Here is a 25,553-nt window from a genome sequence, read left to right on the forward strand (position 1 = left end):
GTGCCCAAGATTGCCTTGAAAGACAAGGGCATAGGCCTTACGGCCATGCCCGCAGGCTTGAAAGGCAAGGTTGGGTGCTACCGGTGGTCGGCGATATAGCCCAAAGCGACGGCGGTATAGGCCGCGGCACCGAGCGGCAGCTCGGCATCGTTAAAACGTGCCTTGGGATGGTGCTGGGCAAAGTGTTCGTCCGTGTCGGTTACGGCCGCGCCCACGGTAAAGTACGCACTTGGGATCTTGCTCGAGATAAGCGCGAAGTCCTCACTCGCCATGGCATGGAAAAGCGGCAAGAAAGCCGTCTTGGGCAGCACTGCGCCCACGTAGCCAAGCGACGCCTGAGTCATATCGCTGTCGAGTACAAGCGGCGGAACATCCGAAAGCGTCTCGATGGTCGCCGGCGTACGATAGGTCGTAGCAACGCCGTTAACGACCTCCGCGATGCGGGTCTTTAGGTGAGCCATGAGCTCAACATCAAAGCCGCGCAGCGTTCCCTCGAGCACGCAGGTGTCGGGGATGACGTTGGCCGCCAAGCCGCCGGCGAACTTACCAACGGTAAGTGCGACTTCCTTGGCCGCCGGCACCTCGCGGGAGATAAGCTCCTGGAGCGCCAGGTGCACGTGGACGCCGGCCGTGATGGGGTCGATGCAGATCTCGGGGCTGGAACCGTGGCCGCCCTTGCCCTGGAGCGTGATGCGGAAACCGTACACACCCGAGAGCGCCGGGCTGCCGTAGAGCACCAGGCCAAGCGGCGACTGGCTGTTGACATGCATGGCAAAGGCCGCCTGAGGGCGCGGGTTCTCGAGCAAGCCGTCGGCGATGGCAGCGCGTGCTCCCTCAAAGGTCTCCTCGCCCGGCTGGAACAGCAACTTGACGGTAGCGTTGGCCTCCACAAGCTCGGCCTCGCGGGCCTTGAGCAGGCGCGCCGCACCAAGCAGGGCCGTCGCGTGCATATCGTGACCGCAAGCATGCATGCAGCCATTGGTGGATGCAAAGGGCTCGCCGGATTCCTCGACAACGGGCAGGGCGTCCATGTCGCCACGCAACATAACGACCGTTCCGGCCTGTTCGTCCGTGCAGACGCCATTGCCTTGGGCCGCGGTGGCACCGGCACCGACAAGGCCCACGACACAGGAGCCGTCGACGAGCGTGGCAAATGGAATGTCCATCTCGGTCAGGCGCGCTTGGATATACGCAGAGGTCTGCGGGAGGCTATTACCCAGCTCGGGCATCTGGTGTAAATCGTGTCGCCACGCAGCGAGCTCGCCTGCAAAAGCCTGAGCCTCTGCAACAAGACCGTCACCGATAGCGGCCTGCGCCGCCGCGGTGGCCTTGGGCGCTGATTGCGGTTGAAAATCGGACAGAGCTGGTGCCATAGATGCCCTCCAGTAACGTTTTTGCAGCAAGCACTTTGATAGCGTAAAGTGCAAGGTACTACTTTAAGGGCGACGCATAAAAAATGCCGCCCCGGGAGGCGGCGCAACAAATTGTTTACAATTGCGGACGCGGCTTTCGACGCAAAAAATCGAAATGCGTCTCGCTCAAGATAATCGAAAGAAAGATGAGCGCGAAGCCGGCGAGCAGGCGCGAGGTGAGCGCCTCCCCCATCAGCAGCACCGAGAACAGCACACCCGAAGGCGACTCCATCGAAAGGAGCAGCGAGCCCGTTGAGGCCGGGACATGCGCCAGGCCGACGTTTTGGATGAGCAGAGCCACACACGTACAGCCCACCGATAGAAACGCCATCACACCGATAAAGCTCGGCGTCCACACGGACAGCGGCGCTTGGGTCTCGAATAACAGCGACGAGATCAGGCTCAGCACGCCGTTGCCCACAAACATCCAAAACGTGATGACGTTGATGTCCATCTTGCGGCCATACTTGGCGGTCACCGCCATCTGGATGGCAAAGAAGACCGCACCGCCCAGTGTGATGACATCGCCGACATTGAACTCGACGCTATCGAGCGCCACCAGACCAATGCCCGCCAGGCACAGCAACGCGGCGCCCAAGTTGTAACGGGTAAGCTTTTCGCCGCTTAGGACGTAGCTCGCAAACGGCACGAGGATGCAATAGGTACCCGTCAAAAATGCACTCTTGCCTGCCGTGGTCTGTGCCAGGCCAATCGTCTGCAAACCGTAGGCACCCCACATGAGCGCGCCCATGCCAAGCCCGACGATTAGGTTGCGGGCATTGAAATGAGCGATGATGCGTTTGTGGAAGATGACGAACATAACCAGCGAAGCCGGAAGGAAGCGAACGTAGAGCAGCTCGAACACCGGAATGGTATCGAGCGCATCCTTCATGGTGGTGAAGGAATAGCCCCAGATGACCGCTATCGAAAGCAGCAAGACCTTCCAGAACAGCGGCGAGCGTGCGCCGGCACCGCGAGAGGCGCCGCCGGCACCCAAGTCTTCGCGGGCCACAGGGCTGTCGGGCAAGTTTTCGATTTCGTTGGCAGCGTATTGGGCCATGGAACGTCCTCACACTCAATCTGGGCGTGGTGTCCGCACGCGTATGGCTGCGTGCCGCCTCATGGTCAAATACAAACAGGGCGCACCGGACCCCCGGTACGCCCCGCTACTGTATCAACAACCAAGCGGCACACGCAATTCACTGCGCTAAAGCATCGGCAGAGTACACCTCGATGTTCCGGTAACGCCACGCTGTTGCGCTAGATTAATTTAGTACTCTCCAGCTTTTCGATGATCCAGTCGTTGGCTTTGATAACCGGGCGACGGAAGACGACGCCCAGGGCCAGCGACGGAATCAGATAGCTCGCCAGAATGCCCAACTCAACCCAGTACTCCATATGGTAGGCGCCGGCCATGGCAGCATGCATGGCGTTGATGCCATGGGTGAACGGCAAGAACGGATAGATCGCCTGGAACACAGGGCCGGTCATCTCGATGGGGAATGTGCCGCCCGAACCACCGACCTGCATGACCAACAGCACGACAGCGAGCGCCTTGCCGATATCGCCAAACGACACCGTAAGCGTGTAGACGATATTGGAGAACACGAGACTCGCGACCCAGCCCGCCAACACAAACTGCAGCGGGTTGTCGCACTGAATGCCAAAGAACAGGATGTCGCCCGCGCACACGAGCGTCGCCTGTAGCAGGGCCAAACCGCCAAAGAACAGGTAACGACCCAGGTAGATCTCGTGCAGGCGCACGGGGATGAGCTCGTTGATGAGCTCATCGTCAACCGAGACCTTCATCATGGCCGCCAGTACGATCGAGCCGACCCAGAGCGACAGAATCGTGTAGAACGGCGCCATGGCCGAACCGTAATTGCGAATCGGATAGACCGGCTTGCGGTCGAGCGCGACGGGGCCGGAAAGCGACACGGCAAGGCCCTCGGGGTCGTTGCCAATCATCGTCTTGATCGTAGCGAGGTCATCCGACATCAAGGCGCCGTCGAGCTCGTCCTTAAACGCGCTGATCTTGTCCGACGCCTCGCCCAGCTGATCGGAAGCCTTGTTGACCAGCTTTGCAGCCTTAGAGAGGCCCTTTGCCAGCGAACCGGATGCGTCGGTCAGGTCGTCTACGGCACTATCCAGATCGCCCGAAATACCATTCAGTGAATCCAGAACCCCCGAGACGGTCTTCTTGAGCTCCTTGGCCTTAACCGAGAACGTGGAATCGTAATCGGATTTGGCACCCGCGATACCGGCCTTGGCATCGGCGATGGCCTGATCGACCTCGGCACGCGAGTTGTTGACCTCGGCCATGCTATCGGAGAGAGACTTCGCGGTGGCCGCCAGATCCTCGGCATTGTTGCGGTACTCAACGGCGATTCTGTCCAGCGACGTCGCGGCGGACTTGAGGCCGCCCTTCAAATTCTCATCGCTCACCTGGTCGGCAAGGCTGCGGAGCTGATCGGCCATCTCATCGATATCCTTGGCGCGCGTATTGAGCGCCGCCGCGGCATCGTTGAGCTGGGACACCGTAAGGTCGACATGCTGGTTTGCGGTGTCGAACGCCTTCGCGAGCTCGGCAGACACATTGTCGAACGAACCCGCACTTCCATCGATTGCGGCATCGATGGCATCGTTTGCCGCCTTAAGCGCTTCTTTGGAATCATCGATGCCGCTTTTGGCATGTTCCATGAGCTGCTTTGTCGACTCATCGACGGCACCGGTCTGCTTGAGCATGCCGCTCGCCGACGTCAGCGAATCGGACGTGGAGCTCAAAATGCCCGCCAGCGACGAAGCATTTGCCTGAACGTCTCGCAGGTCCTCAATCGAATCGCCAAGCGTCGAGGACAGGTTGGCGATAAAGTTGCTGACCTGGTCGGTGCTCATGTAATCGAGCAGGCTGGACACCGTCTTAAGACCGATGCTCGTAATGGTCTCGGTAAAAGATTCGTTAACCTGGTTCTGAACGGCGCTCGAACCCTTCTCGGTCACGATCTGCGCGATGGCGTTGGCCTTCTGGTTCTCGTAAAACTCGATATCGGCGTGTTTCACGTCGGTCGAGAAAAGCGTCATCATGTCAGCGCTAAACGTTTTGGGAATAACGACGGCAGCATAGTACGCGCCCGACTTAACGCCCTCGATAGCCTTTTCGCGATCGTTAAGCACAACCCAATCGAAGCTCTCGTTGCCACGTAGGGTGGCGGTCACGTTTTCGCCCACATTGACCTCGACGGGAATCAGATCGCTCTCGTAGCCCTCGTCAGTGTTGACCACTGCAATTTTAAGGTTGCCGGTATTGCCGTAGGGATCCCAGCTTCCGGCGATGTTAAACCACGCGTACAGGCATGGCACGATGATCAGGCCCATCACGACGACCATACCGATCACGGAGTGAGACACGTTTTGGACATCGCGCTTAAACAGGTGCAGGATGTTTTTCATTTATGCCTCACCTCCTTTAGAGTGCTTGCCAAGCGGGGTGGTATCCCCGTCATTTCCGCTTACGTTGTCAACGTTGTCGACATCTTGAGCCTTACGATGCGCACCGATATGCGGCAGACGGCTCGTGGGCTGTTCGCTGTCCTTGGTGCCCCGCTCGCTGGCGTTGAGACCAAACATGCGACGGGCGGCAGGGATGGCAGCCGTGTGCTCGCGCATCTCGCGGCGAAGGTCCTCGTCCGAAAGCGCCGAGATACGCATCTGGGTATTGAGGCTCGCACGGATGTACTCGATGTTGATGAGCCAGCCACAGATGGCGATGACCGAAATGATCCAGATAACAAGCAGGATGATCTTGCCGTTATTGTCGATATCGAGCACCGTCGAAAGTACAAAGAGCAGGACCTGGACGCCTACCACGGCGGCAAAACCGCCCTTGATGTAGTACGGGTAGCGATGTTCAAAGGCGACCGCATGATCGAGCAGTTCGCGACGGTACGAATCGGAATCGAGCATGACACGCATGGCCGTGCGCAGCGAGTAGCGCTGGCGCGGCAGGTCGTTGGACTCGCAAATCATCATACCGGTCGTGGAAAGCTGTTTATCAAAGAGCAGGTTAAGGTTGAGCAGCAGCGGACGCAGCTGCAGGCCGATAAAGAGCGCCACGATCAAGAACACGCCCAGAATGCACAGGTTAAACAGGTAGTTGAACGAATACATACCGCCGACCGTCTCGCGCAGCAGATTGATGCCGTAGGTAAAGGGCAGCAGCGGGTGCAGCCACTGGAAGAAGCCGGGCATCATCTCGATGGGGTACATGCCCGACGAACCCGGGATCTGCACGATGACGAGAATGACGCCGATAGCCTTGCCGATATGCTTAAACGTGGTGGACAGCGCATAGATGATATTGACGTAGGTGAACGAGATGGCGATGCCGCCCAGCACGAACAGCAACGGGTTGACGCACTGTACGCCAATAACCAGATCACCCACCGTAACGATGATGGCCTGCAATGCGCCCAGGATCACCATGAGCAACCAGCGGCCAAAGTAGCCTTGGCGCGCCGTAAAGCTGCCAACACCTTCACGGTCGACCTCGAGCTTGTAAATGGCGATGAGCACATAGCCGCCCACCCAAAGCGCCAGATTGGTGTAGAAGGGAGCGATGCCCGAGCCAAAGCTCTTGACCGGATAGATTGACTTGGACGTCAACTCAACCGGAGACGCCATGAAATCTGCCACGTCATTGACATCGACGCCCATCAGATCGGCCAGCTCGCCCATGGACTCGGAGGTCTGCAGCGCCGCGATGTCATTGGCGGCGGTTGCAAGCTTGTCCTGGACCTTGGCAAGCGAGGAATCGGTCTGGGACAGCGTGGTCTTGGCCTGGCCGAGCGTAGCGCTAAGCTGCGCCAACGTGCCGCGCGCATTTGCAAGTGTAGGTGTCATACCCGAGACGATACCGGTCAGGTCGCCCGAAACGGCAGCAAAAGAGTCGAGCGCGCTCGAGGCCTTCGGCAGCGCGTTTTGGCCCAAGTCCGTCTGGGCTTGGCCAAGGTTGGTCGCACCGGTATGAATTGCGTTATTGATAGCGTCACTGGCACCCGAAACAGCCGCTGCGTCATTCGCCATGGCGCTCGACTGCGCGGACAGACCGTCCTTGATGCTCTGAAGCTTTTCATTCTGCTCTCGAAGCAAATCGATGGTCGATACAATGCGCGCGTCAATTTCCTCGGAACCTGTCGACGTGTCATTGGCGAGAATCTCCAAGTGCCCGATAACGGCCTTATTGTGGTCGATCGTCGCTTGAAGAGACTCGAGCGAGTTGTCGATACGGGTGGTCGTAGATGTGACCGCGCCCGTCAGCTTGCCGATGGCAGCGTTCGCAGAGGCCGACGTCTTGGTGAGCGCAAGGCTGCCTTCCGAGAGCGCCTTGGAGAGCGAGGTGATGGAGTTGCCCGCCGTGGTGCGAGCTTCGCTCAGCAGATCGTTGCCCTGGGAGATCGCCTGCGTCAGCGACGGTGCCTGGCCTTGCAAGCCGGCAAGTGCCGCATCAGCCGAGGCGATAGCGCCACTCGTCTTATCGATGGCGGCATTCATATCGCCAATCGAATCGCGCACCTCGCCCAAGGTGTCGGACGCCTCGGACACCGAACTTGCCAGCGAGTCATGAGTCTGGGTTGCCTTGTCCTTTAAATCGACACCGGCATCCTTGGCGATACCGGCAACAGTCTTGCCTACCGTAGAGACAAATTCCGAGTTGATCTGCTCCTCGATGGTGTTTGCACCGGTATCGGTAACCTTGGGCGCAATGGCGCTCTTCTTCTCATTGACGTAGTACGTGAGCTTGGGCTGATGGTAGTTGCCGTCGAGCATCGAAACCAGGTTATCCGAGAAGTTCTTGGGAATCACGATAGCGGCATAGTACTCGCCGCTCTCGACGCCCTCCTTGGCATCGGCCGTCGAGTCGACGAACGTCCAGCCCAGCTGATCGTTCTCCTTGAGCTGATCGACGACCTGATCGCCCGCGTTGAGCTCGCCCACCAGGTCGTTTTGGGTGCCCCGATCGTTGTTGGCGATGGCAATCTTGATGCCCTGGGTGTTTCCGTACGGATCCCAGTTGGCCACGATGTTGTACCAGGCATACAGCGAGGGAATAACGCACACGCCAAGGGTAACCACCAAGGCGACGGGGTTCACAAGCAGTCGCTTAATGTCGCGCTTAAATATCGCAAAGGAGACCTTTGCATTGGATAGTTTGCTGCCGAGACTCACGCTTGGACCATCCATCCTGTCGTTGAATCGAATCGTACTATCGATAACCATTGTACGTAAGCGCTTTAGTGCCTCGCGGCACAATGGTACTGAGTTTTGCGGGTAGCAATATACTACGAAGATGAGTTAACGTACAGATGTACAGTATCCTAAATTTCTGCAGGTCACAAAACCACAACCCGCACAAATTAGCAATTCAAATAGTCATTTAAGAACGTCCCCAACGACTACTCCGTACAAAAGGAAACGAGAGTGGAAAATCTCCCACTTCAAGCCCGCATTCGAGCCAAAAGCGGGAGATTATCCACTCTCGTTCTAATCTAGTTACGGTGCCGTATCCCCGAACTACATCAAGTTGCAAACAGCCGCCGCGAAGGCAACGGGGTCCTCGGGGAGGATACCCTCGACCAGCAGGGCCTGATCGTAGAGCAGACCAGAGTACTGCTTGATCTTGTCGGCGTCGCCTGCCTTCTGGGCAGCGACAAGCTTGTCAAAGACCGGGTGCTTGGCGTTGAGCTCGAGCACGCGCTGGCTCTTGGGCATGCCGTCGGGCGCGCCCTCGGGTCCCTTCTGGAGTACCTTCTCCATCTCAAGCGAAAGCGGACCCTCGGTGGTGATGCAAGCGGGGGCATCGGTCAGGCGCGCGGAGACGGCAACTTTCTCGACCTTGTCACCGAGTGCCTCTTTCATAGCGCTAAAGAGGTCCTCGTTCTCCTTGGTGGCGTCCTCGGCCTCCTTCTTCTCATCCTCGGTCGCCAGGTCAAGATCACCGGTCGCGACGTTCTTGAGCTCCAGATGACGGTCCTCGACCTCGGGCTCGGCACCGTCGGCCACAGCCTTCTCGGCAGCCTCGCGGGCAGCATCGTCCTCGTAGATCTTGGGCATATCGGCGGCAACGTACTCACGCATGGCCTGGAAGGTAAACTCATCCACGTCCTGCGTCAGAAGCAGCACGTCATAGCCGCGGTCGAGCACGCCCTTTACCACGGGCATCTTGGCCAAGCGCTCGCGCGAATCGCCGGCGGCGTAGTAGATGGCCTTCTGATCCTCGGGCATGCCCTTGGCATACTCGGCCAGTGTAATCATCTTCTGTTCCTTGGCAGACCAGAACAGCAACAGGTCGGCGAGCTCATCGGCCTTCATGCCATAGCTCGAGTAGATGCCGTACTTAAGGCCGCGGCCAAAGTTCTCAAAGAACTTCTCGTAGGCCTCGCGGTCGTTGTCACGCATATCCTCAAGGTCAGCGGTGATCTTCTTTTCCACACGCTTGGCAATGGCCTTGAGCTGACGGTTCTGCTGCAGCGTCTCGCGCGAGATGTTAAGCGACACGTCGGCAGAATCCACGACGCCGCGGACAAAGTTATAGTAGTCGGGCAGCAGGTCGTCGCACTTCTCCATGATCAGGACGTTGGAGCTGTAGAGCGCCAGGCCCTTCTCGTAGTCCTTACTGTACAGATCGAACGGCGCGCGGCCCGGCACAAACAGCAGGGCGTCGTACTCGAGCGTGCCCTCGGCGTGGAAGCTGATGGTGCGCGCAGGATCGTCAAAGTCGTGGAACGTAGACTTGTAGAACTCGTCATAGTCCTTCTGCTCAACATCGGAGCTGCGCTTCTTCCAGATCGGCGTCATGGAGTTGACGGTCTCGAGCTCCTGATAGTCCTCGTACTCGGGCTTGTAGTCGTCACCAGCATCCTCGGGCTTGGGCTTCTGGCGGCTCTTGGACACCATCATCTGGATCGGGTAACGCACATAGTTACTGTACTGCTGAATTAGGCTCTTGAGGCCCCACTCGGTCAGGAAGCGATCGTAGGTCTCGGCCTCGCCGTCGGCATCGAGCTTCTCGTTCTCGCGCAGCGTCAGGATGACATCGGTACCGTGCTCGGCACGCTCGCCGTCCTCGATGGTGTAGCCCTCAAGACCGTCGGATTCCCACACATGGGCGACATCCGCGCCGTAGGCGCGGCTGACGACCTTCACATGGCTGGCGACCATAAAAGCCGAGTAGAAGCCCACGCCAAACTGGCCGATGATGTCGACATCCGAACCCTGCTGCTCGGCGTTCTCGGTCTTAAACTCCTCGGAGCCGGAATGGGCGATGGTGCCCAGATTGCGCTCGAGCTCCTCGGCGGTCATGCCAATGCCGTTATCCGAGATGGTAATGGTGCGGGCGTCTTTATCAAAGGAGACGCGAATGGCCAGGTCGCCCTGGTCGATCTTGACGCTCGGGTCCTGCAGGCTCTTAAAGTTGAGCTTGTCGACGGCGTCGCTCGCGTTAGAGATAAGCTCGCGCAGGAAGATTTCTTTATTGGTGTAGATGGAGTTGATCATGAGGTCGAGCAGTTTTTTGCTCTCGGTCTTAAATTGACGCATGTGCAGTCCTTTCGCGCTACCCCTGTCCGCAAAAACGGCTCGGTCGCCCGAGCCGCATCGCAGACCTGCTATGTTCAGACTTAGATTTTATAACCCATTAACGCGCATATATACATACGGAATCGAAAAACTGTATGTCCGAGCGCTCTGATGCGCCAATTGCCAAGGAGTGTCCCAAACTGCCGGCAGGAAAGGAACGTCCCTATCTGCCATCTACGCGCTTGGCCATCCAGGCATGAGGCTGGCCCTCGTCTTCGTAGTCCACCGGGGCAATCTGCGTGTAGCCCGCCTTGGCATAGAGCGGCAGCACATATTCCTGAGCATGCAGCTTAATGAGCTTGGCGCCGGCATCACGCGCGCACGTATCACTGGCCTCGACAATCTTGCTCGCCAAACCGCGACGGCGCATGCTCGGCAGCACGGCCACGCGCCCCATAATGTAGGTCTCCCCCGCCGCGACACCTTCGTCCAAGTCGCACGCCGGCGACACCGGAGCCTCTGCGTCAGCCGCGCGCTCAAGCTCTTCGGGAAACACGCGCGAGCAACCGGCAAGCTCGCCGTCTACATAGAGCGTCACATGAATGCAGTTCGGATCCTCGTCGATAGCGTCGAACTCATTCTCGTAGCCCTGCTCGTCCATAAAAATGACGCGGCGCACCAACGCCGCGTCATCAAAGCATCCCGTCTTAAGTTGGATATCCATGGCTGCCCTTTCATTCAATGCGAACGTTAGGGACAGATTTTAGCGAAAATGAGCTCCGCGCACGCTAAACTTCGCGCGAGCCTTCGCCAGGCAATCGTAATGACCCACGTTATGGGCATCGCTCGCGATGAAGCTGTACAGGTTCTGATCGAACAGGCGCTGTGCCGGCTTTTTCTCGCGACCAAAGCGACCGCCGGCAATAAAGTCCGCCGAAGCCTGCAGCTTGCAGCCCATATCGACCAGGCGCTCCGCCACGCTTACATCCTTTTGAACCGCACGATAGCGCTCAGGATGAGCGATGATCACCTGGTAGCCACGGCACTGCAAATCGTAAATCGTGTTCTCGTACTCTCTAAACGCATACGCATCGGCATGCGTCGAAAGCTCGAGCAGAAACTCGTTGGTCCCATCGAAATGCAAGTGCTCCGCGGCATCGATACCAAGCTCAACGAGCTTTCGATGGTTGACCTCGAAGCCCATCTGGAGCGGAAAACCGTCAGCGTTATCGCGCAGCAGCTCAAAGGCATCCCACATCTTGTCGTAATCAAAATAGGGATCACGGCAGTGAGGAGTGCAAACAATTCTGGTTACACCAGCCCGCTTGGCAGCCTCGAGCATCGCCAAGCTCTCATCGAGATCGGCGGCGCCGTCGTCTACACCCGGCAAGATATGGCAATGAATGTCACGCATAGGTCAGCCTTAATCAACTAAACGTTTGCTCGGTTGGTGAAGATGCCCTTTTTGGAAGTCCCCTGATCGTCGGAGCCCTTCTTCACCTTCTTACCGTCCTTGGTGTAGTAGGAGTAGTAGTACTCGCTGGTCTCGGTCTCGCAGTAGTTCATAACGGTACCGATGAGCTTGACCTTCTCGGACTTTTTAAGCTGACCGATGGCGTTGAGCGCCTCCTCGCGCTTGGTGAAATCCTCACGCACCACGAACAGCGTGCCGTCGGTCAGGCTGGCAATCTCGGCAGCATCGATGAAGGTGCCGACCGGGGGAGCATCAAAGATGACGTACTGGAACTTGGCGGACAGCGCCTTTACCAGCTTGGCAAAGCGGTGAGAGACGATGATGTCGGCAGGATTGGGAATATGCGGCTCGGCATCGAGGAAGTAGAAGTTCTTCTGACCCGTCTCGACAATTGCCTGGTCAATGGAGATCTGCTCGGAAAGGACCGCATAGAGTCCGCCGCGCGAACGAACGCCGAGCATATCGGAAAGGGACCTGCGGCGCATATCGGCCTCGACCAGAAGCACGGACTTGCCGCTCGTGGCGATTGCCTGAGCAAGGTTAATGGAAACCGTAGACTTGCCCTCGTTGGGAATCGAGGAGGTAACGGTGATGGTGCGGATGGGGTCGTCCACGCTCGCAAAGCGGATGTTGGCCAGAAGGGTCTTGGCGGCATTCTGTACAACGAGCTTGTCGGTGTTCTTTGCCTTAGCCATGCCTATTTACCACCTTTCATAGCCGGAATTCGGCCAACAACGGGAATGCCCAGGAGCTCTTCTGCCTCTTCGGCACCGCGGATGCGGGTATTGAGCATGTCTGCCAAAACGACATAGGCGACTGCGATAAAGATACCGGCGAGGAACGCGACGGCAATATACAGCGTGCGCTTGGGGCCGCTGGGGGCTTCGGGGGTCTTAGCCTCGTCGATAACGTTGATGCTCTGGGCAGCGCCGACGTTCTGAGCGACCGTACTCACCGAGCTGGCCATGGCCTTTGCGACCTTAGCCGTCTCCTTGGCATCGGTGCCGGTAACCGAAAGCGTAATGACACGCGTGGTGGTCTCGGAGGAAACAGACACCTTGTAGTCATCCAGATCGGTGAGGCCCAGTTCATTGGCTGCGCCGCTCTTAACGCTATCGCTATCCAGCAGCGTGGCGATATCGTTGGAAAGCATCTGACTCGCCGAGAGATCGTTGTAGCTCATCTGACCGCTATCGTCGGTCTTGGCGAGAATGTACATGCTCGTCGTCGCGGTATAGGTGTTGTCCATCGCAACGAAGGACACGATGCCCATGGCGATCGCGCAGACCACCGGAAGGGTGATGACCAGCTGAAGGTGCTTCTTCAGCAGCTGGAACAGTTCGAGAAGGGTCATGCAGCTTGCCTTTCATTTCCCCAGTTCGGATTGACAAAACTGTCCGTATGTTATCGCATCTTTTTACCGAGACCAAACTCTATACATAAGAAACAGGCTCTCCTGTAAAAATGTCGGAAGCAATCGTAAAATTGCACAACAACGCCGCACCCGAAAGTCAAATGCGGCGTCTGCATCAATATCTATGTTGTATCGCTATGCGAATGGCTCGTCCTGCCGTATGGGAAACGTCACCGTAATGGTGGTTCCCACGCCCAACTCGCTCGACAGATCGAGCGTGGCGTGATGATACAGGGCCGCATGCTTGACAATGGCAAGCCCCAGACCGGTTCCGCCGCGTGCCTTGGACCTACTCTTGTCCACGCGATAGAACCGCTCAAATACCTTGCCCTGTTCTTCAGGCGCGATACCGATTCCCGTGTCGGCGACCGCAAGGAACGGATGGCCTTCGTCGTTGGTGCCGCACTGCAGCGTAACCGTACCGCCGGGTCGATTGTAGCGGATGGCGTTGCTTGCCAGATTATAGATGAGCTCGTCAATCAAGCGCGACACGCCCTCGATGACCACAGGCTTGGTCTCATGACTTATCGTCACATTCGCCTGACGGGCGACCTGTTCAAGACGCTGCTCGACCGCGTAGATGGCACGCGAGAGCTCAATAGGCTCCGTGGACCCAATGGGCACCGCCTCGCCCTCAGCTGCACGCTCGGCCTCGTCCAAGTTAGACAGCGTAAGGATATCGTTGACAAGCGCCGCCAAACGGCCCGCCTCACGATAGATGCGACCGCCAAAGTTGCGCAGGTCGTCCTCGCCCTCGACCATACCGTTTGCGATGAGCTCGGCATAGCCCGAAATCGCCGTAAGCGGCGTCTTGAGCTCATGGGTGATATTCGCCGTGAACTCGCGGCGCATACGGTCGTTGTCCGCCAGCACCGCCATTTGGCGCTTGAGCTCCTGGCGCTGCGACTCGATACGCTCAAGCATGGGAACCATCTCGGCATAGGCGTGCTCATAGCTACGGCGTGGGTGGTCCAAATCCACCTCTTGCAACGGCGCGATGATGGCACGGGACTCGCGGCGCGCCATAAAAAACGAGAGTACCGCACCCGCTGCCGCGATAAGCAGCATCGGCGCCACCATCGACAGCAAAATCGCCGCAACGCCAGGCTGGGCCTGCGCCAAGCGGACAACCTGGCCGTTATCAAGGGCGACGGCGCGATACAGCATAATCTCGTCGAGCGTAGAGCTTGCGCGCTCCGCGGAACCCAAACCACTCTTAAAGGCCTCGATGACCTCGGGGCGATCGCCATGGTTGGGCAGTGTGGAAGGCGACGCCTCGTTGTCGTAGGCAACCGATCCATCCTTGTTAATCAGCGTGATGCGCAAGTCCTCGCGATCGAGGCTACGCAAGAACGGGATGGGCTCCTGCTGCTCGTCGAGGGCGGCAGCAATGAGCTCGGTTTCCTGCGCCAGATTGGCACTCGTGGCATCCGCCAAGGTGTTTTGCACAAAGAACGCACCCAGCACCGTAAACGCCACGATAACCGCCATGGCACAGACAAAGATCGTCACAAAAACGCGGTGCGACAGCGTATGTTTTCCCTGGGGGGTAAAGACCACGGGTTACTCCTCCGATGCGGTGGCCGCGGTGTCGTCACCTTCGGCACCATCACCGGCAGAAGGCTCGGCCAAGCGGTAGCCCACGCCGCGCACGGTCTCGATGGCGCTGGCATGCTCGCCCAGTTTTTGGCGAAGCGTCTGCACGTGCACGTCAACGGTGCGCGAACCGCCGTCGAAGTCCCAACCCCACACGCTCTGCAGCAACGACTCGCGGGTAAAGACCACGCCGGGCTTGCGCATGAGGTACTCGAGAAGGTCGAACTCGCGCAGGGTGAGCTTAAGCGGCTCGCCGGCAACGGTCACCTCGCGATGGCTGGGCGAGAGCACGATGTCGCCCACGCTGAGCACATCGCTCGCCTGCTTGACCATGCCGCCGCGACGCAGCAGTGCGCGGCAGCGGCTGGCGAGCTCCATGAGCGAAAACGGCTTAGTCAGGTAATCGTCGGCACCGCCATCGAGCGCCATCACCTTGTCGAGCTCGGTGTCCTTGGCGGTGAGCATCATAATGGGCACCGTCGCCGTCAGGCGATCGGCACGCAGGCGACGCATAATCGCCAAGCCATCGGTATCGGGCAGCATGATGTCGAGCAGGACAGCATCGGGTACCCGTCGCGCCACGGCGGCCTTAAACTCGCCGTCGCACGAAAAGCCCTCGGCCTCGATTCCCTGCTTGCGCAGCGCATAGACCGTCAAATCCCTGATGTTGTCATCGTCCTCGACGTAATAGATCATGTTGAACCCCTTTGCGGCCGGCATGACCGCATCTTAACCCTAAAGGTGCCTGCACTAGATGGTATCAGCCAAAACGGCCCGTCAAATAATCCGCCGTGCGCGGATCAGTCGGATTCTTGAAGAGTTGCGCGGTGGGCGCGTGCTCCACCAGCTCACCCAGCAAAAAGAACGCGACCGAATCGGAAATACGCGCGGCCTGCTGCATGTTGTGCGTCACGACCACGAGCGTGCAGGTCTCCTTGAGCTCGCAGGCCAGCTGCTCCACCACCAGCGTCGATACGGGGTCGAGCGCCGAGGTCGGTTCGTCCATCAGCAGAATGTCGGGCTGCACGGCCAGCGCACGGGCGATGCACAGACGCTGCTGCTGGCCGCCCGAAAGACCCAGGCCCGACTCGTTGAGCTTGTCCTTGACCTCGTCCCATAGCGCAGCGCGACGAATGGAATCCTCGACCAGCTCGTCGAGCACGACGCGGTCGCGCACTCCCATGCCGCGAGGACCGTAGGCGACGTTGTCGTAGATGCTCATGGGAAACGGGTTGGGGCGCTGAAACACCATGCCCACGCGCTGGCGAAGGCGGCAGATGTCGTAGTCGCCCAGGATATCTTGACCATCGAGCGCAATCTTGCCCTCGATGCGGCAATCCTTGATGCCGTCGTTCATGCGGTTAAAGCAGCGCAGCAACGTGGACTTTCCGCAGCCCGAAGGCCCGATAAACGAGGTGATCTGCTTGTCGCGGATCTTGATATTCACGTCCTTGAGCGCATGGTGGTCGCCATAGAACAGGTCGAGGCCCTCGACATCGATACGCGTCGGCGAGGCGGCAAGATCCTCTGCCGTGGGGCGAGTCGCATCCCCAACCTCGCGCTCGCGCGCGGCCTCGGCCTGCGCTTTCATGAGTTCTTCAAGCTCCGTGGGCTCCACAGCCGCAGCAGCCGTCATACCGCATACCTCCACATCGATATCAATTCAGCAGTATCGATAGTAGGAATCGCGGCTCATATGCACGTGAGCGCATTGTCAAGTGTTTGTAAGGGCACACTGGCTATGCGGCGGGCAGCTCGATGGTGAATATCGTGTGTTCGGGCGTCGATTCACATGCAACGGTACCGCCGTGCGCGCATACGATCTCCTTGGCGATGGCAAGCCCCAGTCCAGCGCCGCCGCGATTGGTCGCACGCGCCGCATCCAGGCGATAGAACTTCTCAAAGATCACCTTGAGCTTTGCCTCAGGGATGGGATCGCCCTGATTGATAAAGCGCACGCGCACGCCACCGCCGTCCCGGCGTCTGGCCTCGATCGTGATGGTCGAGCCCTCATAGCTATAGGCAATAGCGTTTTTCATGATGTTGTTGAACACGCGAGCCATTTTGTCGCCATCCACGAGCACCGTCAGGTCCTCGCGAATATCAACTTGGACTTCCTTATGCTGCTCGTTGAGGATGGGATAGAACTCGTCAGTCACCTGAGCCAGCAGCAACCCCAGATCAACATAGCCGCGCGTGAGCACGATATCGTGGAAGTCAAAGCGCGTGATATCGAAGAACTCTTCGATGAGCGTATCGAGCCGGTGCGCCTTGTCGAGCGCCACGCCCGTAAAGTGCGCACGTTGCTCAACCGGCAGCTCGGGAGCCTCTTGCAGCAGCGAAAGATAGCCCACCACACTGGCAAGCGGGGTGCGTAGGTCATGTGCCAAGTACGTGACCAAATCGTCCTTGCGATGCGACTCGTCACGCAGAGCTTGCTGCACCTTGCGCTCACGGTCACGCACGCGGTTAAGGGCGCCCTCGACCTCCAAGAAGTCGCCGTCGATGTTATCCCAGGTGTCGGGGTGATCGATCAGGCGATCTTGAATACGAGCGGCCAGCACACAATCGGCATGCTGCTCGCCCTGCTCGTAGCCCTGGTAGTACAGGGCGCGGCCACACAAGAACAGCACGCACGCGGCAAGCGCCAGCACAAAGCCAAGCATGTTGAATACAAAGCCGGCATCGAACAGCACCGGCCCTTCGATGCCGCCGAGCGCCATGGCGCCAATCGCCAACGTCATGGCCCACGCGGCGCCGCCAATCACCACGCAGCGGCACACGATCTCAAATCGATCGATCAGCAAAAAGCCGACAAGCAGCACCGCCAAGATTCCGACGATGTTGTCGATGCCAATCAGCAGCAGGCTCAGCAAAAAGAGCAGCACCGTTGCAAGCGCGCGGTTGTCGACGACCGACCTCACGTATTCAAAGAGCCGATCGGGCACCTCGAACGCTTGCCTATCGTCTTTTGTCATATCAAGATCCTCACAAGCGAAAAGCGTTATTCGATGATGTAGCCGACGCCCCAGACGTTTTTGATAAAGCGCGGCTTTTGTGCGTCATCGCCGATCTTTTCGCGCAGGTGGCGAATGTGTACCATCACCGTATTGTTGGAGCCGGGCATAAAGTCCTCGTTCCACACTGCGCGGAACAGGTCCTCCACGGCCACCACGCTGCCGCGATGCTCGACCAGATACAGCAAGATTGAATACTCGGTGGGCGTGAGGCGTACCGGTGAACCGTCCACCGTCACGGAACGAGCATCGCGGTTGATCTCCAAGCCGTCGAGCTGAATGGTCGGCGACTCGGCCGCCTGCGCACGGCTACCGTAGCTGGTGTAGCGGCGAAGCTGAGCGTGCACACGCGCGATGAGCTCCAGCGGGCGGAACGGCTTGACCACGTAATCGTCCGCGCCAAGCGAAAGGCCCTCGATCTTGTCTTGCTGGGCATCGCGCGCCGTCAGCATAATCACAGGGTAGGTATGGCTGGAACGGATCGTACGCAGCAGCTCAAATCCATCGATATCGGGCAGCATGACATCCAGCAGCGCCAGATCGAACTCCTGCTCCAAGATTGCCTTGGCAGCATCGGCCCCGCTATAGGCAATCTGGACATCAAAGCCCTCTTTTGTAAGGTAGATACCAACCAAGTCGGCGATGGCCTTCTCGTCATCAACTACCAGTATGCGCTCGTTCATGCGTGCTCCTCTCGCGCTCCATTATGCCCGAGGCGACGCACGCCACACACAACAAGCGTGGGTGATTAAGTCGGCCTTAAGCACCCTTGTGCCCGTTCGAGCGCGGATGTGGGCCACGCACGCACGCGATGATCGCCGACGCCGGCAAACGATATACTCTAGTTCCAGAAGAGACCATCCCGTCGAAAGCGAAATCCGTGAAGTCCCTCACCTCTTTTGCAAAGCGCTCAGCCCAGCTTGCCGCCGGCTTTGTCTGCGCTATCGCCCTTGCCGCTGGCGCGCCCACCGTCGCCGGCGCCCAAGTGCTCACGACCGACAATGTTTGCGGCAAAACCGCCGATGCGCGCGGCATCACGGCCGAAAACCTGCCCGATATCGATGCGACCAATGCCCTCGTCATGGGCAAAGACGGTACCGTCTACTATGCCCGCGGCGCCGATGAGCAGGTCAAGATTGCCTCGATCACCAAGGTCATGACCGCAATCCTAACCGTCGAGAATTGCAAGATGGACGAGAAGGTCACGGTGAGCAACGCCGCAGCCACCGTGGGTAATTCGACCGCTGGCTTGCTCGAAGGCGACGAGCTTACCGTGGAGCAGGCACTGCGCGGCCTGATGATTCCCTCGGGCAACGACGCCGCCATCGTTCTCGCCGAATATGTGGGCAAGAAGATCGACCCTAAGACCAAAGACGCCGAGGCCACATTTGTGAAGGCCATGAACGAGCGCGCTAAGAAGCTCGGCTGCACCGGTACGCTTTTTGAAAACCCGCATGGTCTGGACTTTGATGAGTGGGCTGGCAATATGCACTCAACCGCACACGACGTAGCGCTGATGATGCAGGAGGCCATGAAAAACGACACGATCCGCGAGGTCGTAGCGAGCGAGGATTCCTGGATCGAGGTCACGGGCGCCGACGGCACCGACCATTCGCATTCCATGGACACGCATAACTATTTGCTGGGTCAAGATGGCAACATCGGTGGCAAGACCGGCACCACCGACGACGCGGGCTATTGCTTTACGAGCGCCTACAACCGCGACGGCGACGAGATCTACACCGTTATTTTGAACTCCACCACCACCGATCAGCGCTTTACCGATACCGCCACCCTTGCCAATTGGTACTACGGTCACAAGGTGACGGTCGCAATCGCCAACACGCAGGAAAAGACCGCCAACGGCAACCCGCTTATGGCACGCATTAGCCAGACAGATTGGACGGACAAGACGATCGACGCCACGCTCGCCGACCCCACGGCGCAAGCGACCGTGTTTTCCCTTGCTGGCGAGGTGACCGAAAAGGTTAGCTACGACGATCTTTCGGGCACGGTGCATGTGGGCGACAAGGTGGGCAGCGTTACGCTCAAGCAGGACGGCACCAAGATCGCCGTCATGGACCTAGTTGCCGACGAGGAAGGTGCAGGGCCGAATCCCATTGAATGGCTGCTCGTGAAGCTCGATCGCTTGGGCCGCCGCATCGACAACCGCCCGCTCACAGCCGAGAGCGAGACCGTAGCCAAGGCGCCCGAGATGTAAGATCGAAGAACAATACACTCGCTGAAAGGAGGTGTCCGAAAGGATGCCTCCTTTTTTTGAGGGTTCGAATCCCCAGCGCCCTTTCTCGATAATAAAAAAGGGCCCCCGATGGGACCCTTCTTTAAAGTTAAACTGGCGGAGAGCTGGGGATTCGAACCCCAGATGCCCTTTTGGGGCATACTCGCTTAGCAGGCGAGCACCTTCGGCCTCTCGGTCAGCTCTCCGTAACAGCCGTTCTATAGTAACCAAACAGCCAAGGATGGGCAAGAGGAAATTTTCTAATTGCCTAGCATCCTTTCCTCCTTGGAGGCTTCGCCTACCCCAGCGAGCGGTTGAGGGAGCCGAGCTCGTCGTTGCCCATGGTGCGCCACATTTGGAAGATGCAACCGCGTGCCAGGAAAAAGAAGCCGTTGTCGACCAGTTGCACAGCGGCATCTGCCAGCTGATTCGTCACGGCGGACACTGGCGGCAGCTCGAGTCCAGCCTTGCGGATGGTCTCGACCGCCTCCTCGAACGTCGGAGGCTCGCTGACGCCCATCTCATTCATAAGGCCCTGCATTTCTTCCAGCGCACTACTGCCCGATTCCTCACCGCGCGGCACCAGACGGTAACAAGCCAGCGCTAGGTCGAGCTGATCGCAATTCCAATAGGCAAACGCCAAGCGATAGAACAGGTAGCCGATTGCAGAACGATCGCTGGCAATACGTAGGCCGTGGCGCGCCACCTCGATAATCTCGTCAAAGCGCTCCAGACGCGCAAGCACGTTGATGAGCGCAAAGTGCGATTGCATGGACGAGCGTGCCAGATCGTAAAGATGGCGCACCTCGGGCAGTGCTCGTTCAAAGTCCTCTTGCTCGGCGTAAAAGCTGCAGATCTCGTGCTGGGCAAAGTACAGTGCATCGGGCGCACGAAGGATTCGCACAGAGCGGTCTTCTTCCAACACCGGTAGCACCATGCGCACCAGCTGGTTATCGCAAAACTGCGTTTGAACCGGACCTGTCGCCAAAAGCTCGGCGACGGCGCACTTAGCCTCCAACTCCTCGACAAGACGAGAAAAGCCTTCAAAAGCACCTGTACGGTCGACTTTTGCCTGCTCGCGCAATTCAACAACACGGGCCACGTATGGGTCGTCGTCCTCTTCCATGACCTCCAACTCGTCAGCCGTATCGGCAAGCAGCAGATCGCGCAGCGCCGGCGGCAGTGTGCGATGGTCATCACGCGGACGAGCATGAACCTCCGCAGGCTCAATCGTCTCCGGAGCGGTTGACTCATACGCCTCAAGCACACGCTTGCACGGCATATCGTCCATGTCCATGCTCTCAAGATCCTTGGCGACAGGCACGCAATCGGCCAGATAGGCCGCGCGCCCAAAGAAATACGTTGCGACAACGCGCTCGCCCTGCTCACTGTCGGGAGCAGCAATCTGCACATAGCAGCGCGTGATGCAGGTGCCCGCGGCAAAACACGCTGCCGCAAGCGTAAGTGCCACGCGCGCATCGTGCTCCGCGGCCCAGATCGCGCGCATGTCCTCGTCCAGCTCGCGCCAGGCGTCATCCTGAGCGTCGTATTCACGTTGCGGCATGGCATCAACGACAGACCGCCCAAACCGAACGAGCATAATCCCCTCGGCAACGTTTGCCCGATAGGTATAGTCGAGCCGTGTGACCACGTTAAGCGCCTCAACGATTCGCGCAAAACGGGTGCGCACGTCCCACTCGCCGCCCGGCTGGCAAGCCACCGTACCCGACTTGCCCCACGGGTTATCGCTCGAAGCCGTATCGAGCAGTCGGGGAACATCGTTGGTCGTCTTGGCGATATGCCACGCATCAAAGAGCGCGCAGCCCTCAAGGCTCGGCGAGGATGCCGCAGGGACCAATCCGGCCCCGATGCGCTCAAGGATGCCGGAGAGGCGGTTGAGACGGCACTCGATGGCAAGCAGCATGTCAATCTCGTCCTGGTCCAACAGGCTACGATCAAAATTGAGATAGAAAATCTTTGAGCGATCAATGCGAGCCAGGCTCATTTCGGACTTGGCAGCGATGGTGCGCAGGCGGGGCAAGTCAATTTCGCTCATAAGGGCGGCGGCATAGCGCTCGATACCGCTCGGATTCTCGGCATGGTCAACGCGGTAGAGCAGCGTCTCGATAGCATCGGGGAGCGGTGCCGTGTTAAAGCCCAAAAACACCTCGACCGGCTCGGGCAACTTTACGAGCTTGATCTTGTCGACAACGTTTTGCATACCCTCGTCGAGTCCGCCGGCGTCCGCCGTGTTCACAATAGCGCTTTCGGAGTTGGCAAATATCACGTAGCGCAAGAACATCGAGGCCATGAACTCGCCGTAAGGAAGGGCGCGGGTCGAATTCCATGTCTCGTGGTCGGACTGCTCGCGCATGGGGCCTTCGGGAGAGCCGGCAGTTTGCGCACACGCGCGCATTGCACCGTTGGCTTCCCTTACCATAATCTCACCAATACTGGAATCCGACTCGTCAAGGACCAGTTCCATGTCGGGATCGTTGGGCAGCGGAGCCTCGCTGACGGGGCGGTCCACCTTGTACACCTCACCCGAAACGCTTACGTAGCCCAAAAGCGACACATGACTTTTGCCAACGAATTCGACGACATAACAAGATTCAAGCTGATCCTCGCCAAAGAGTTTCCAGACCACGCCATATGAGCGTCCCGCAGGCTGCTCGGGCATCGCCGGAAAGCGCTTCTTGGTATCGAGAAACCTGAGCTTGTATGTCGGACGCTCTGCCACGAAGTATCACCCTGATCGGTCGCTTGAAGAAGGAGTGGTCGCGAAAAAGTCGCGACATCTACTCGGAATCTTACACGAGTCGACAGGAAATCGTCCGCTTCACGCTCGCGCCTCGACCGAGGTTCGAATCCATGCAGCGGCGACATAAAAGAAAAGCCCCCGTTGCCGGGAGCTTTAATCTCAAATGGTGCGGCGTATAGGATTCGAACCTATGACGTTCTGATTCGTAGTCAGACCCTCTATCCAGCTGAGGTAACGCCGCGACTTGTTGATTATTATGCACATCGACTGAATAAAGGTCAAGCATTTTTCGAAAAAAGTTATTGAATTTGATTTTTACTCATTTTGACCACTTGATGCGATCTTCGACGCATCGCGATATAAGAAAAGCCTCCGTTACCGGAGGCTTTAAAATTCAATTGGTGCGGCGTATAGGATTCCGCGCATCCGCTGCGCGGATCCGCACCGGCTTCGCCCGCCTGCCGGCGGACTCGCCCGCTCGCTAAAAACGCTCCGCGTTTTCTTGACGCTCGCGCCTCGAACGAGGTTCGAATCTCCGCAATGCCCCCGTAAAGGAAAAGCCCCCGTTGCCGGAGGCTTAAAACTCAGTTGGTGCGGCGTATAGGATTCGAACCTATGACGTTCTGATTCGTAGTCAGACCCTCTATCCAGCTGAGGTAACGCCGCAACGCACGGATTATTATGCACGTGACCCCTCGATGGGTCAAGCGACAATTTGGAAAATTTTTACGAAGTGATGATTAAGACGCCCGCGCCTCGGCCGAGGTTCGAATCCATGCAGTGCCGACGTAAAAGAAAAGCCCCCGTTGCCGGAGGCTTCAAGTTCAATTGGTGCGGCGTATAGGATTCCGCGCATCCGCTGCGCGGATCCGCACCGGCTTCGCCCGCCTGCCGGCGTGCTCGCCCGCGGGCTAAAAACGCTCCGCGTTTTCTTTACGCCCGCGCCTCGACTGAGGTTCGAATCCATGCGGTGTTGCCATAAAAGAAAAGCCCCCGTTGCCGGAGGCTTTAAGTTCGATTGGTGCGGCGTATAGGATTCGAACCTATGACGTTCTGATTCGTAGTCAGACCCTCTATCCAGCTGAGGTAACGCCGCAGCGCAAGACATATAAAACCACTTTAGCTTATTGGAGTCAAGCACAATCTCAAACTTTTTTGTGGAACGCAGTTTTGTCATGCTGCTCCGCATATACCGCCGTTCCCCGTACGATCGATTGGCTTTTCGATCACGTCAAACTTAGCATCAAGTTCCCTCAGGAGCGATCTCACCCGCTGGGCACAGTCATAATCGGCAAACGAGATGCTCAGCATGCGCGCAACCTGGTTAGATGTCCGGACCCCATAGAAATGCTCCAGGGCCACAAGCCCCTCGTGCGTCACAAAGGTCTCGACCACATGCGGCGACTCCTCGTAGCACCATTGCGTCAACGGTCCCTCGCTCGTCTGTCGAACCACCAGGCCACCCATGCCAGACGGCTCAGACGTTACAAGCAGGTACTCCCCGCCCTCGTCGCTCTCAAACAAAACCACCCGATCATCAAACAGCTCCATCGCGTCCCCTTTCTCTCGCTCTTATTTAGCAAAAGCATAGCAGGTAGATGGCTGTATACAGAACAGTTGTTCGTGTGTTTTCTATTGAGCTGTCCGTACGGCATGGTATGGACCTGCGCACGAAATAGGGCGCCCCCGAAGGAGCGCCCTTGCATATCCCCTATGCAGCCAAGTTACGCGACCGGCTCGATCTTCTCGAGACCGCCCATGTAAGGACGCAGAACCTCGGGGATCGTGATGGTACCGTCGGCGTTCTGGTAGTTCTCCAGAATGGCGGCCATGGTGCGGCCGGCCGGCAGGCCGGAACCGTTGAGCGTGTGCAGGTAGCGCGAACCCTTAAAGTTCTCAGGGTCGCGATACTTGATGTTGGCGCGGCGAGCCTGGAAGTCACCGCAGTTGGAGCAGGAGCTGATCTCCTTGTAGGCGTTGTAGCTCGGCAGCCAGACCTCGACGTCGTAGGTCTGACGGGCAGAGAAGCCCAAGTCGCCGGTGCACAGGCTAATCACGCGATACGGAAGGCCCAGCTGCTGCAGCAGGTACTCGGCCTCGGCGGTCATGCTCTCGAGCTCCTCGTCGGACTCCTCCGGCTTAGCGAACTTGACCATCTCGACCTTGTCGAATTCGTGCTGACGGATGATGCCGCGGGTGTCGCGACCGGCGGAACCGGCCTCCTCGCGGAAGCAGGGGGTGAAGGCGGTGTAGCGGCGCGGCAGGGTGTCGGCGTCGAGGACCTCGCCGGCGTGCAGGTTGGTGAGCACGACCTCGGCGGTGGGGATCAGGAAGTTGTCGCCCGAGACGTGGTAGGCGTCGTCCTCGAACTTGGGCAGCTGACCCGTGCCGAACATGGTCTGACGCTTGACGACGATGGGCGGCCACCACTCCTTAAAACCACGGCTGGTGTGCGTATCGAGGAAAAAGTTGATGAGGGCGCGCTCCAGGCGGGCGCCGGCACCACCGAGAACGGTGAAGCGGCTGCCGGAGAGCTTGTTGCCGCGCTCGAAGTCGAGGATGTCCAGATCGGTGCCCAGATCCCAGTGCGGCTTAAAGTCGAAGTCGAACTCGCGCGGGGTGCCCCAACGACGGCGCTCAATGTTCTCGTCCTCGTCCTTGCCGTACGGCGTGGCATCGCAAGGAATGTTGGGCAGGTGAGCCATGAAGTCGTACTGCTCCTGCTCGAGGGCGGTACGACGCTCGGCCAGACCGTCAATCTTCTCGTTGACGGCGCGCACGGCCTCCTTGGCGGCCTCGGCCTCGTCCTTCTTGCCCTCCTTCATCAGGGCGCCGATCTTCTTGGACTCGGCATTGCGCGTAGCCTGGAGCTCCTCGACCTCGGTGATGACGGCACGACGCTCGTCGTCGAGCTCAAAGAACTTCTCGCGATCCCAAGACGTCTGGCGGTTAGCCATGGCGACATCGATGGCATCGGGGTTCTCGCGAACAAACTTGATATCAAGCATTAGATCCTCCGGCGATATACATTCCATTTAGGTTGCAACCTTGTACATGTATGGGCAA

Annotated in this window: 18 protein-coding genes and 4 tRNA genes; 1 reads left to right on the top strand and 21 read right to left on the bottom strand. The window is 58.5% G+C overall.

Annotated features, from left to right (window positions below; translation table 11 throughout):
* Positions 1-77: 77 nt before the first annotated feature.
* From ABG996_RS03210 to ABG996_RS03275, 14 genes are all read right to left on the bottom strand, one after another.
* Positions 78-1,373, bottom strand: a complete 1,296-nt coding sequence (locus ABG996_RS03210) for a M20 family metallopeptidase (protein WP_347478082.1) — start codon at positions 1,371-1,373, stop codon at positions 78-80.
* Between the two features lie 115 nt (positions 1,374-1,488).
* Positions 1,489-2,472 carry a DMT family transporter gene (locus ABG996_RS03215; protein ID WP_195362011.1) on the bottom strand — a complete coding sequence of 328 codons (984 nt, stop codon included), beginning with the start codon at positions 2,470-2,472 and terminating at the stop codon, positions 1,489-1,491.
* Positions 2,473-2,672: 200 nt separating this feature from the next.
* Positions 2,673-4,862 carry a YhgE/Pip domain-containing protein gene (locus ABG996_RS03220; RefSeq protein WP_347478081.1) on the bottom strand — a complete coding sequence of 730 codons (2,190 nt, stop codon included), beginning with the start codon at positions 4,860-4,862 and terminating at the stop codon, positions 2,673-2,675.
* Positions 4,863-7,637 (bottom strand): YhgE/Pip family protein, encoded by a 2,775-nt coding sequence (locus ABG996_RS03225; RefSeq protein WP_347478080.1) that lies wholly within the window; start codon positions 7,635-7,637, stop codon positions 4,863-4,865.
* A 345-nt stretch (positions 7,638-7,982) separates the two neighbouring features.
* Positions 7,983-10,007 carry a molecular chaperone HtpG gene (htpG, locus tag ABG996_RS03230; protein WP_347478079.1) on the bottom strand — a complete coding sequence of 675 codons (2,025 nt, stop codon included), beginning with the start codon at positions 10,005-10,007 and terminating at the stop codon, positions 7,983-7,985.
* Positions 10,008-10,209: 202 nt separating this feature from the next.
* The gene (locus ABG996_RS03235) at positions 10,210-10,710 is read right to left on the bottom strand and encodes a GNAT family N-acetyltransferase (RefSeq protein ID WP_099432637.1); all 501 of its coding nucleotides are present in this window, start codon (positions 10,708-10,710) and stop codon (positions 10,210-10,212) included.
* A gap of 39 nt (positions 10,711-10,749) precedes the next feature.
* Positions 10,750-11,400 (bottom strand): tyrosine-protein phosphatase, encoded by a 651-nt coding sequence (locus tag ABG996_RS03240; protein ID WP_022094060.1) that lies wholly within the window; start codon positions 11,398-11,400, stop codon positions 10,750-10,752.
* A 17-nt stretch (positions 11,401-11,417) separates the two neighbouring features.
* Entirely contained in the window at positions 11,418-12,155 is a 738-nt protein-coding gene (locus ABG996_RS03245; RefSeq protein ID WP_055309657.1) for a CpsD/CapB family tyrosine-protein kinase, read from the bottom strand.
* A gap of 2 nt (positions 12,156-12,157) precedes the next feature.
* Positions 12,158-12,814, bottom strand: coding sequence for a YveK family protein (locus ABG996_RS03250; protein ID WP_055309656.1), 657 nt, complete (start codon positions 12,812-12,814; stop codon positions 12,158-12,160).
* Between the two features lie 195 nt (positions 12,815-13,009).
* Positions 13,010-14,434, bottom strand: a complete 1,425-nt coding sequence (locus tag ABG996_RS03255; RefSeq protein WP_347478078.1) for a sensor histidine kinase — start codon at positions 14,432-14,434, stop codon at positions 13,010-13,012.
* Between the two features lie 3 nt (positions 14,435-14,437).
* Positions 14,438-15,166: a response regulator transcription factor gene (locus tag ABG996_RS03260; protein ID WP_089572665.1), complete on the bottom strand. Its 729-nt coding sequence runs from the start codon at positions 15,164-15,166 to the stop codon at positions 14,438-14,440.
* A 64-nt stretch (positions 15,167-15,230) separates the two neighbouring features.
* Positions 15,231-16,106: a phosphate ABC transporter ATP-binding protein PstB gene (gene pstB, locus ABG996_RS03265; protein WP_347478077.1), complete on the bottom strand. Its 876-nt coding sequence runs from the start codon at positions 16,104-16,106 to the stop codon at positions 15,231-15,233.
* Between the two features lie 103 nt (positions 16,107-16,209).
* Positions 16,210-17,448 carry a sensor histidine kinase gene (locus ABG996_RS03270; RefSeq protein WP_195503859.1) on the bottom strand — a complete coding sequence of 413 codons (1,239 nt, stop codon included), beginning with the start codon at positions 17,446-17,448 and terminating at the stop codon, positions 16,210-16,212.
* A gap of 26 nt (positions 17,449-17,474) precedes the next feature.
* Positions 17,475-18,170 (bottom strand): response regulator transcription factor, encoded by a 696-nt coding sequence (locus tag ABG996_RS03275; protein WP_055285941.1) that lies wholly within the window; start codon positions 18,168-18,170, stop codon positions 17,475-17,477.
* Between the two features lie 197 nt (positions 18,171-18,367).
* Between ABG996_RS03275 and ABG996_RS03280 the strand changes: the two genes are divergently transcribed.
* Positions 18,368-19,708 (top strand): D-alanyl-D-alanine carboxypeptidase family protein, encoded by a 1,341-nt coding sequence (locus ABG996_RS03280; protein WP_347478076.1) that lies wholly within the window; start codon positions 18,368-18,370, stop codon positions 19,706-19,708.
* Positions 19,709-19,841: 133 nt separating this feature from the next.
* Here the strand turns inward: ABG996_RS03280 and ABG996_RS03285 are convergent.
* The 7 genes from ABG996_RS03285 to serS form a co-directional block, all read right to left on the bottom strand.
* Positions 19,842-19,932: transfer RNA gene (locus ABG996_RS03285), tRNA-Ser, on the bottom strand.
* Between the two features lie 92 nt (positions 19,933-20,024).
* Positions 20,025-22,466, bottom strand: a complete 2,442-nt coding sequence (locus ABG996_RS03290; RefSeq protein ID WP_347478075.1) for a tetratricopeptide repeat protein — start codon at positions 22,464-22,466, stop codon at positions 20,025-20,027.
* Between the two features lie 185 nt (positions 22,467-22,651).
* A tRNA-Arg gene (locus ABG996_RS03295) sits at positions 22,652-22,728 on the bottom strand.
* A 348-nt stretch (positions 22,729-23,076) separates the two neighbouring features.
* A tRNA-Arg gene (locus ABG996_RS03300) sits at positions 23,077-23,153 on the bottom strand.
* 353 nt (positions 23,154-23,506) lie between these two features.
* Positions 23,507-23,583: transfer RNA gene (locus ABG996_RS03305), tRNA-Arg, on the bottom strand.
* 77 nt (positions 23,584-23,660) lie between these two features.
* Positions 23,661-24,038, bottom strand: a complete 378-nt coding sequence (locus ABG996_RS03310; protein WP_347478074.1) for a hypothetical protein — start codon at positions 24,036-24,038, stop codon at positions 23,661-23,663.
* Between the two features lie 173 nt (positions 24,039-24,211).
* Positions 24,212-25,495, bottom strand: a complete 1,284-nt coding sequence (gene serS, locus ABG996_RS03315) for a serine--tRNA ligase (RefSeq protein WP_148345518.1) — start codon at positions 25,493-25,495, stop codon at positions 24,212-24,214.
* Between the last annotated feature and the right edge of the window lie 58 nt (positions 25,496-25,553).

This window comes from Collinsella aerofaciens, assembly GCF_039836695.1.
In the GTDB taxonomy this organism is placed as follows: domain Bacteria; phylum Actinomycetota; class Coriobacteriia; order Coriobacteriales; family Coriobacteriaceae; genus Collinsella; species Collinsella aerofaciens_BD.

Coding starts and splice junctions, on each gene's coding strand:
- ABG996_RS03220 (WP_347478081.1), bottom strand. CDS start 4,862: ATGAAAAACATCCTGCACCTGTTTAAGCGCGATGTCCAAAACGTGTCT.
- ABG996_RS03235 (WP_099432637.1), bottom strand. CDS start 10,710: ATGGATATCCAACTTAAGACGGGATGCTTTGATGACGCGGCGTTGGTG.
- htpG (WP_347478079.1), bottom strand. CDS start 10,007: ATGCGTCAATTTAAGACCGAGAGCAAAAAACTGCTCGACCTCATGATC.
- serS (WP_148345518.1), bottom strand. CDS start 25,495: ATGCTTGATATCAAGTTTGTTCGCGAGAACCCCGATGCCATCGATGTC.
- ABG996_RS03210 (WP_347478082.1), bottom strand. CDS start 1,373: ATGGCACCAGCTCTGTCCGATTTTCAACCGCAATCAGCGCCCAAGGCC.
- ABG996_RS03250 (WP_055309656.1), bottom strand. CDS start 12,814: ATGACCCTTCTCGAACTGTTCCAGCTGCTGAAGAAGCACCTTCAGCTG.
- ABG996_RS03270 (WP_195503859.1), bottom strand. CDS start 17,448: ATGACAAAAGACGATAGGCAAGCGTTCGAGGTGCCCGATCGGCTCTTT.
- ABG996_RS03215 (WP_195362011.1), bottom strand. CDS start 2,472: ATGGCCCAATACGCTGCCAACGAAATCGAAAACTTGCCCGACAGCCCT.
- ABG996_RS03275 (WP_055285941.1), bottom strand. CDS start 18,170: ATGAACGAGCGCATACTGGTAGTTGATGACGAGAAGGCCATCGCCGAC.
- ABG996_RS03240 (WP_022094060.1), bottom strand. CDS start 11,400: ATGCGTGACATTCATTGCCATATCTTGCCGGGTGTAGACGACGGCGCC.
- pstB (WP_347478077.1), bottom strand. CDS start 16,106: ATGACGGCTGCTGCGGCTGTGGAGCCCACGGAGCTTGAAGAACTCATG.
- ABG996_RS03245 (WP_055309657.1), bottom strand. CDS start 12,155: ATGGCTAAGGCAAAGAACACCGACAAGCTCGTTGTACAGAATGCCGCC.
- ABG996_RS03310 (WP_347478074.1), bottom strand. CDS start 24,038: ATGGAGCTGTTTGATGATCGGGTGGTTTTGTTTGAGAGCGACGAGGGC.
- ABG996_RS03260 (WP_089572665.1), bottom strand. CDS start 15,166: ATGATCTATTACGTCGAGGACGATGACAACATCAGGGATTTGACGGTC.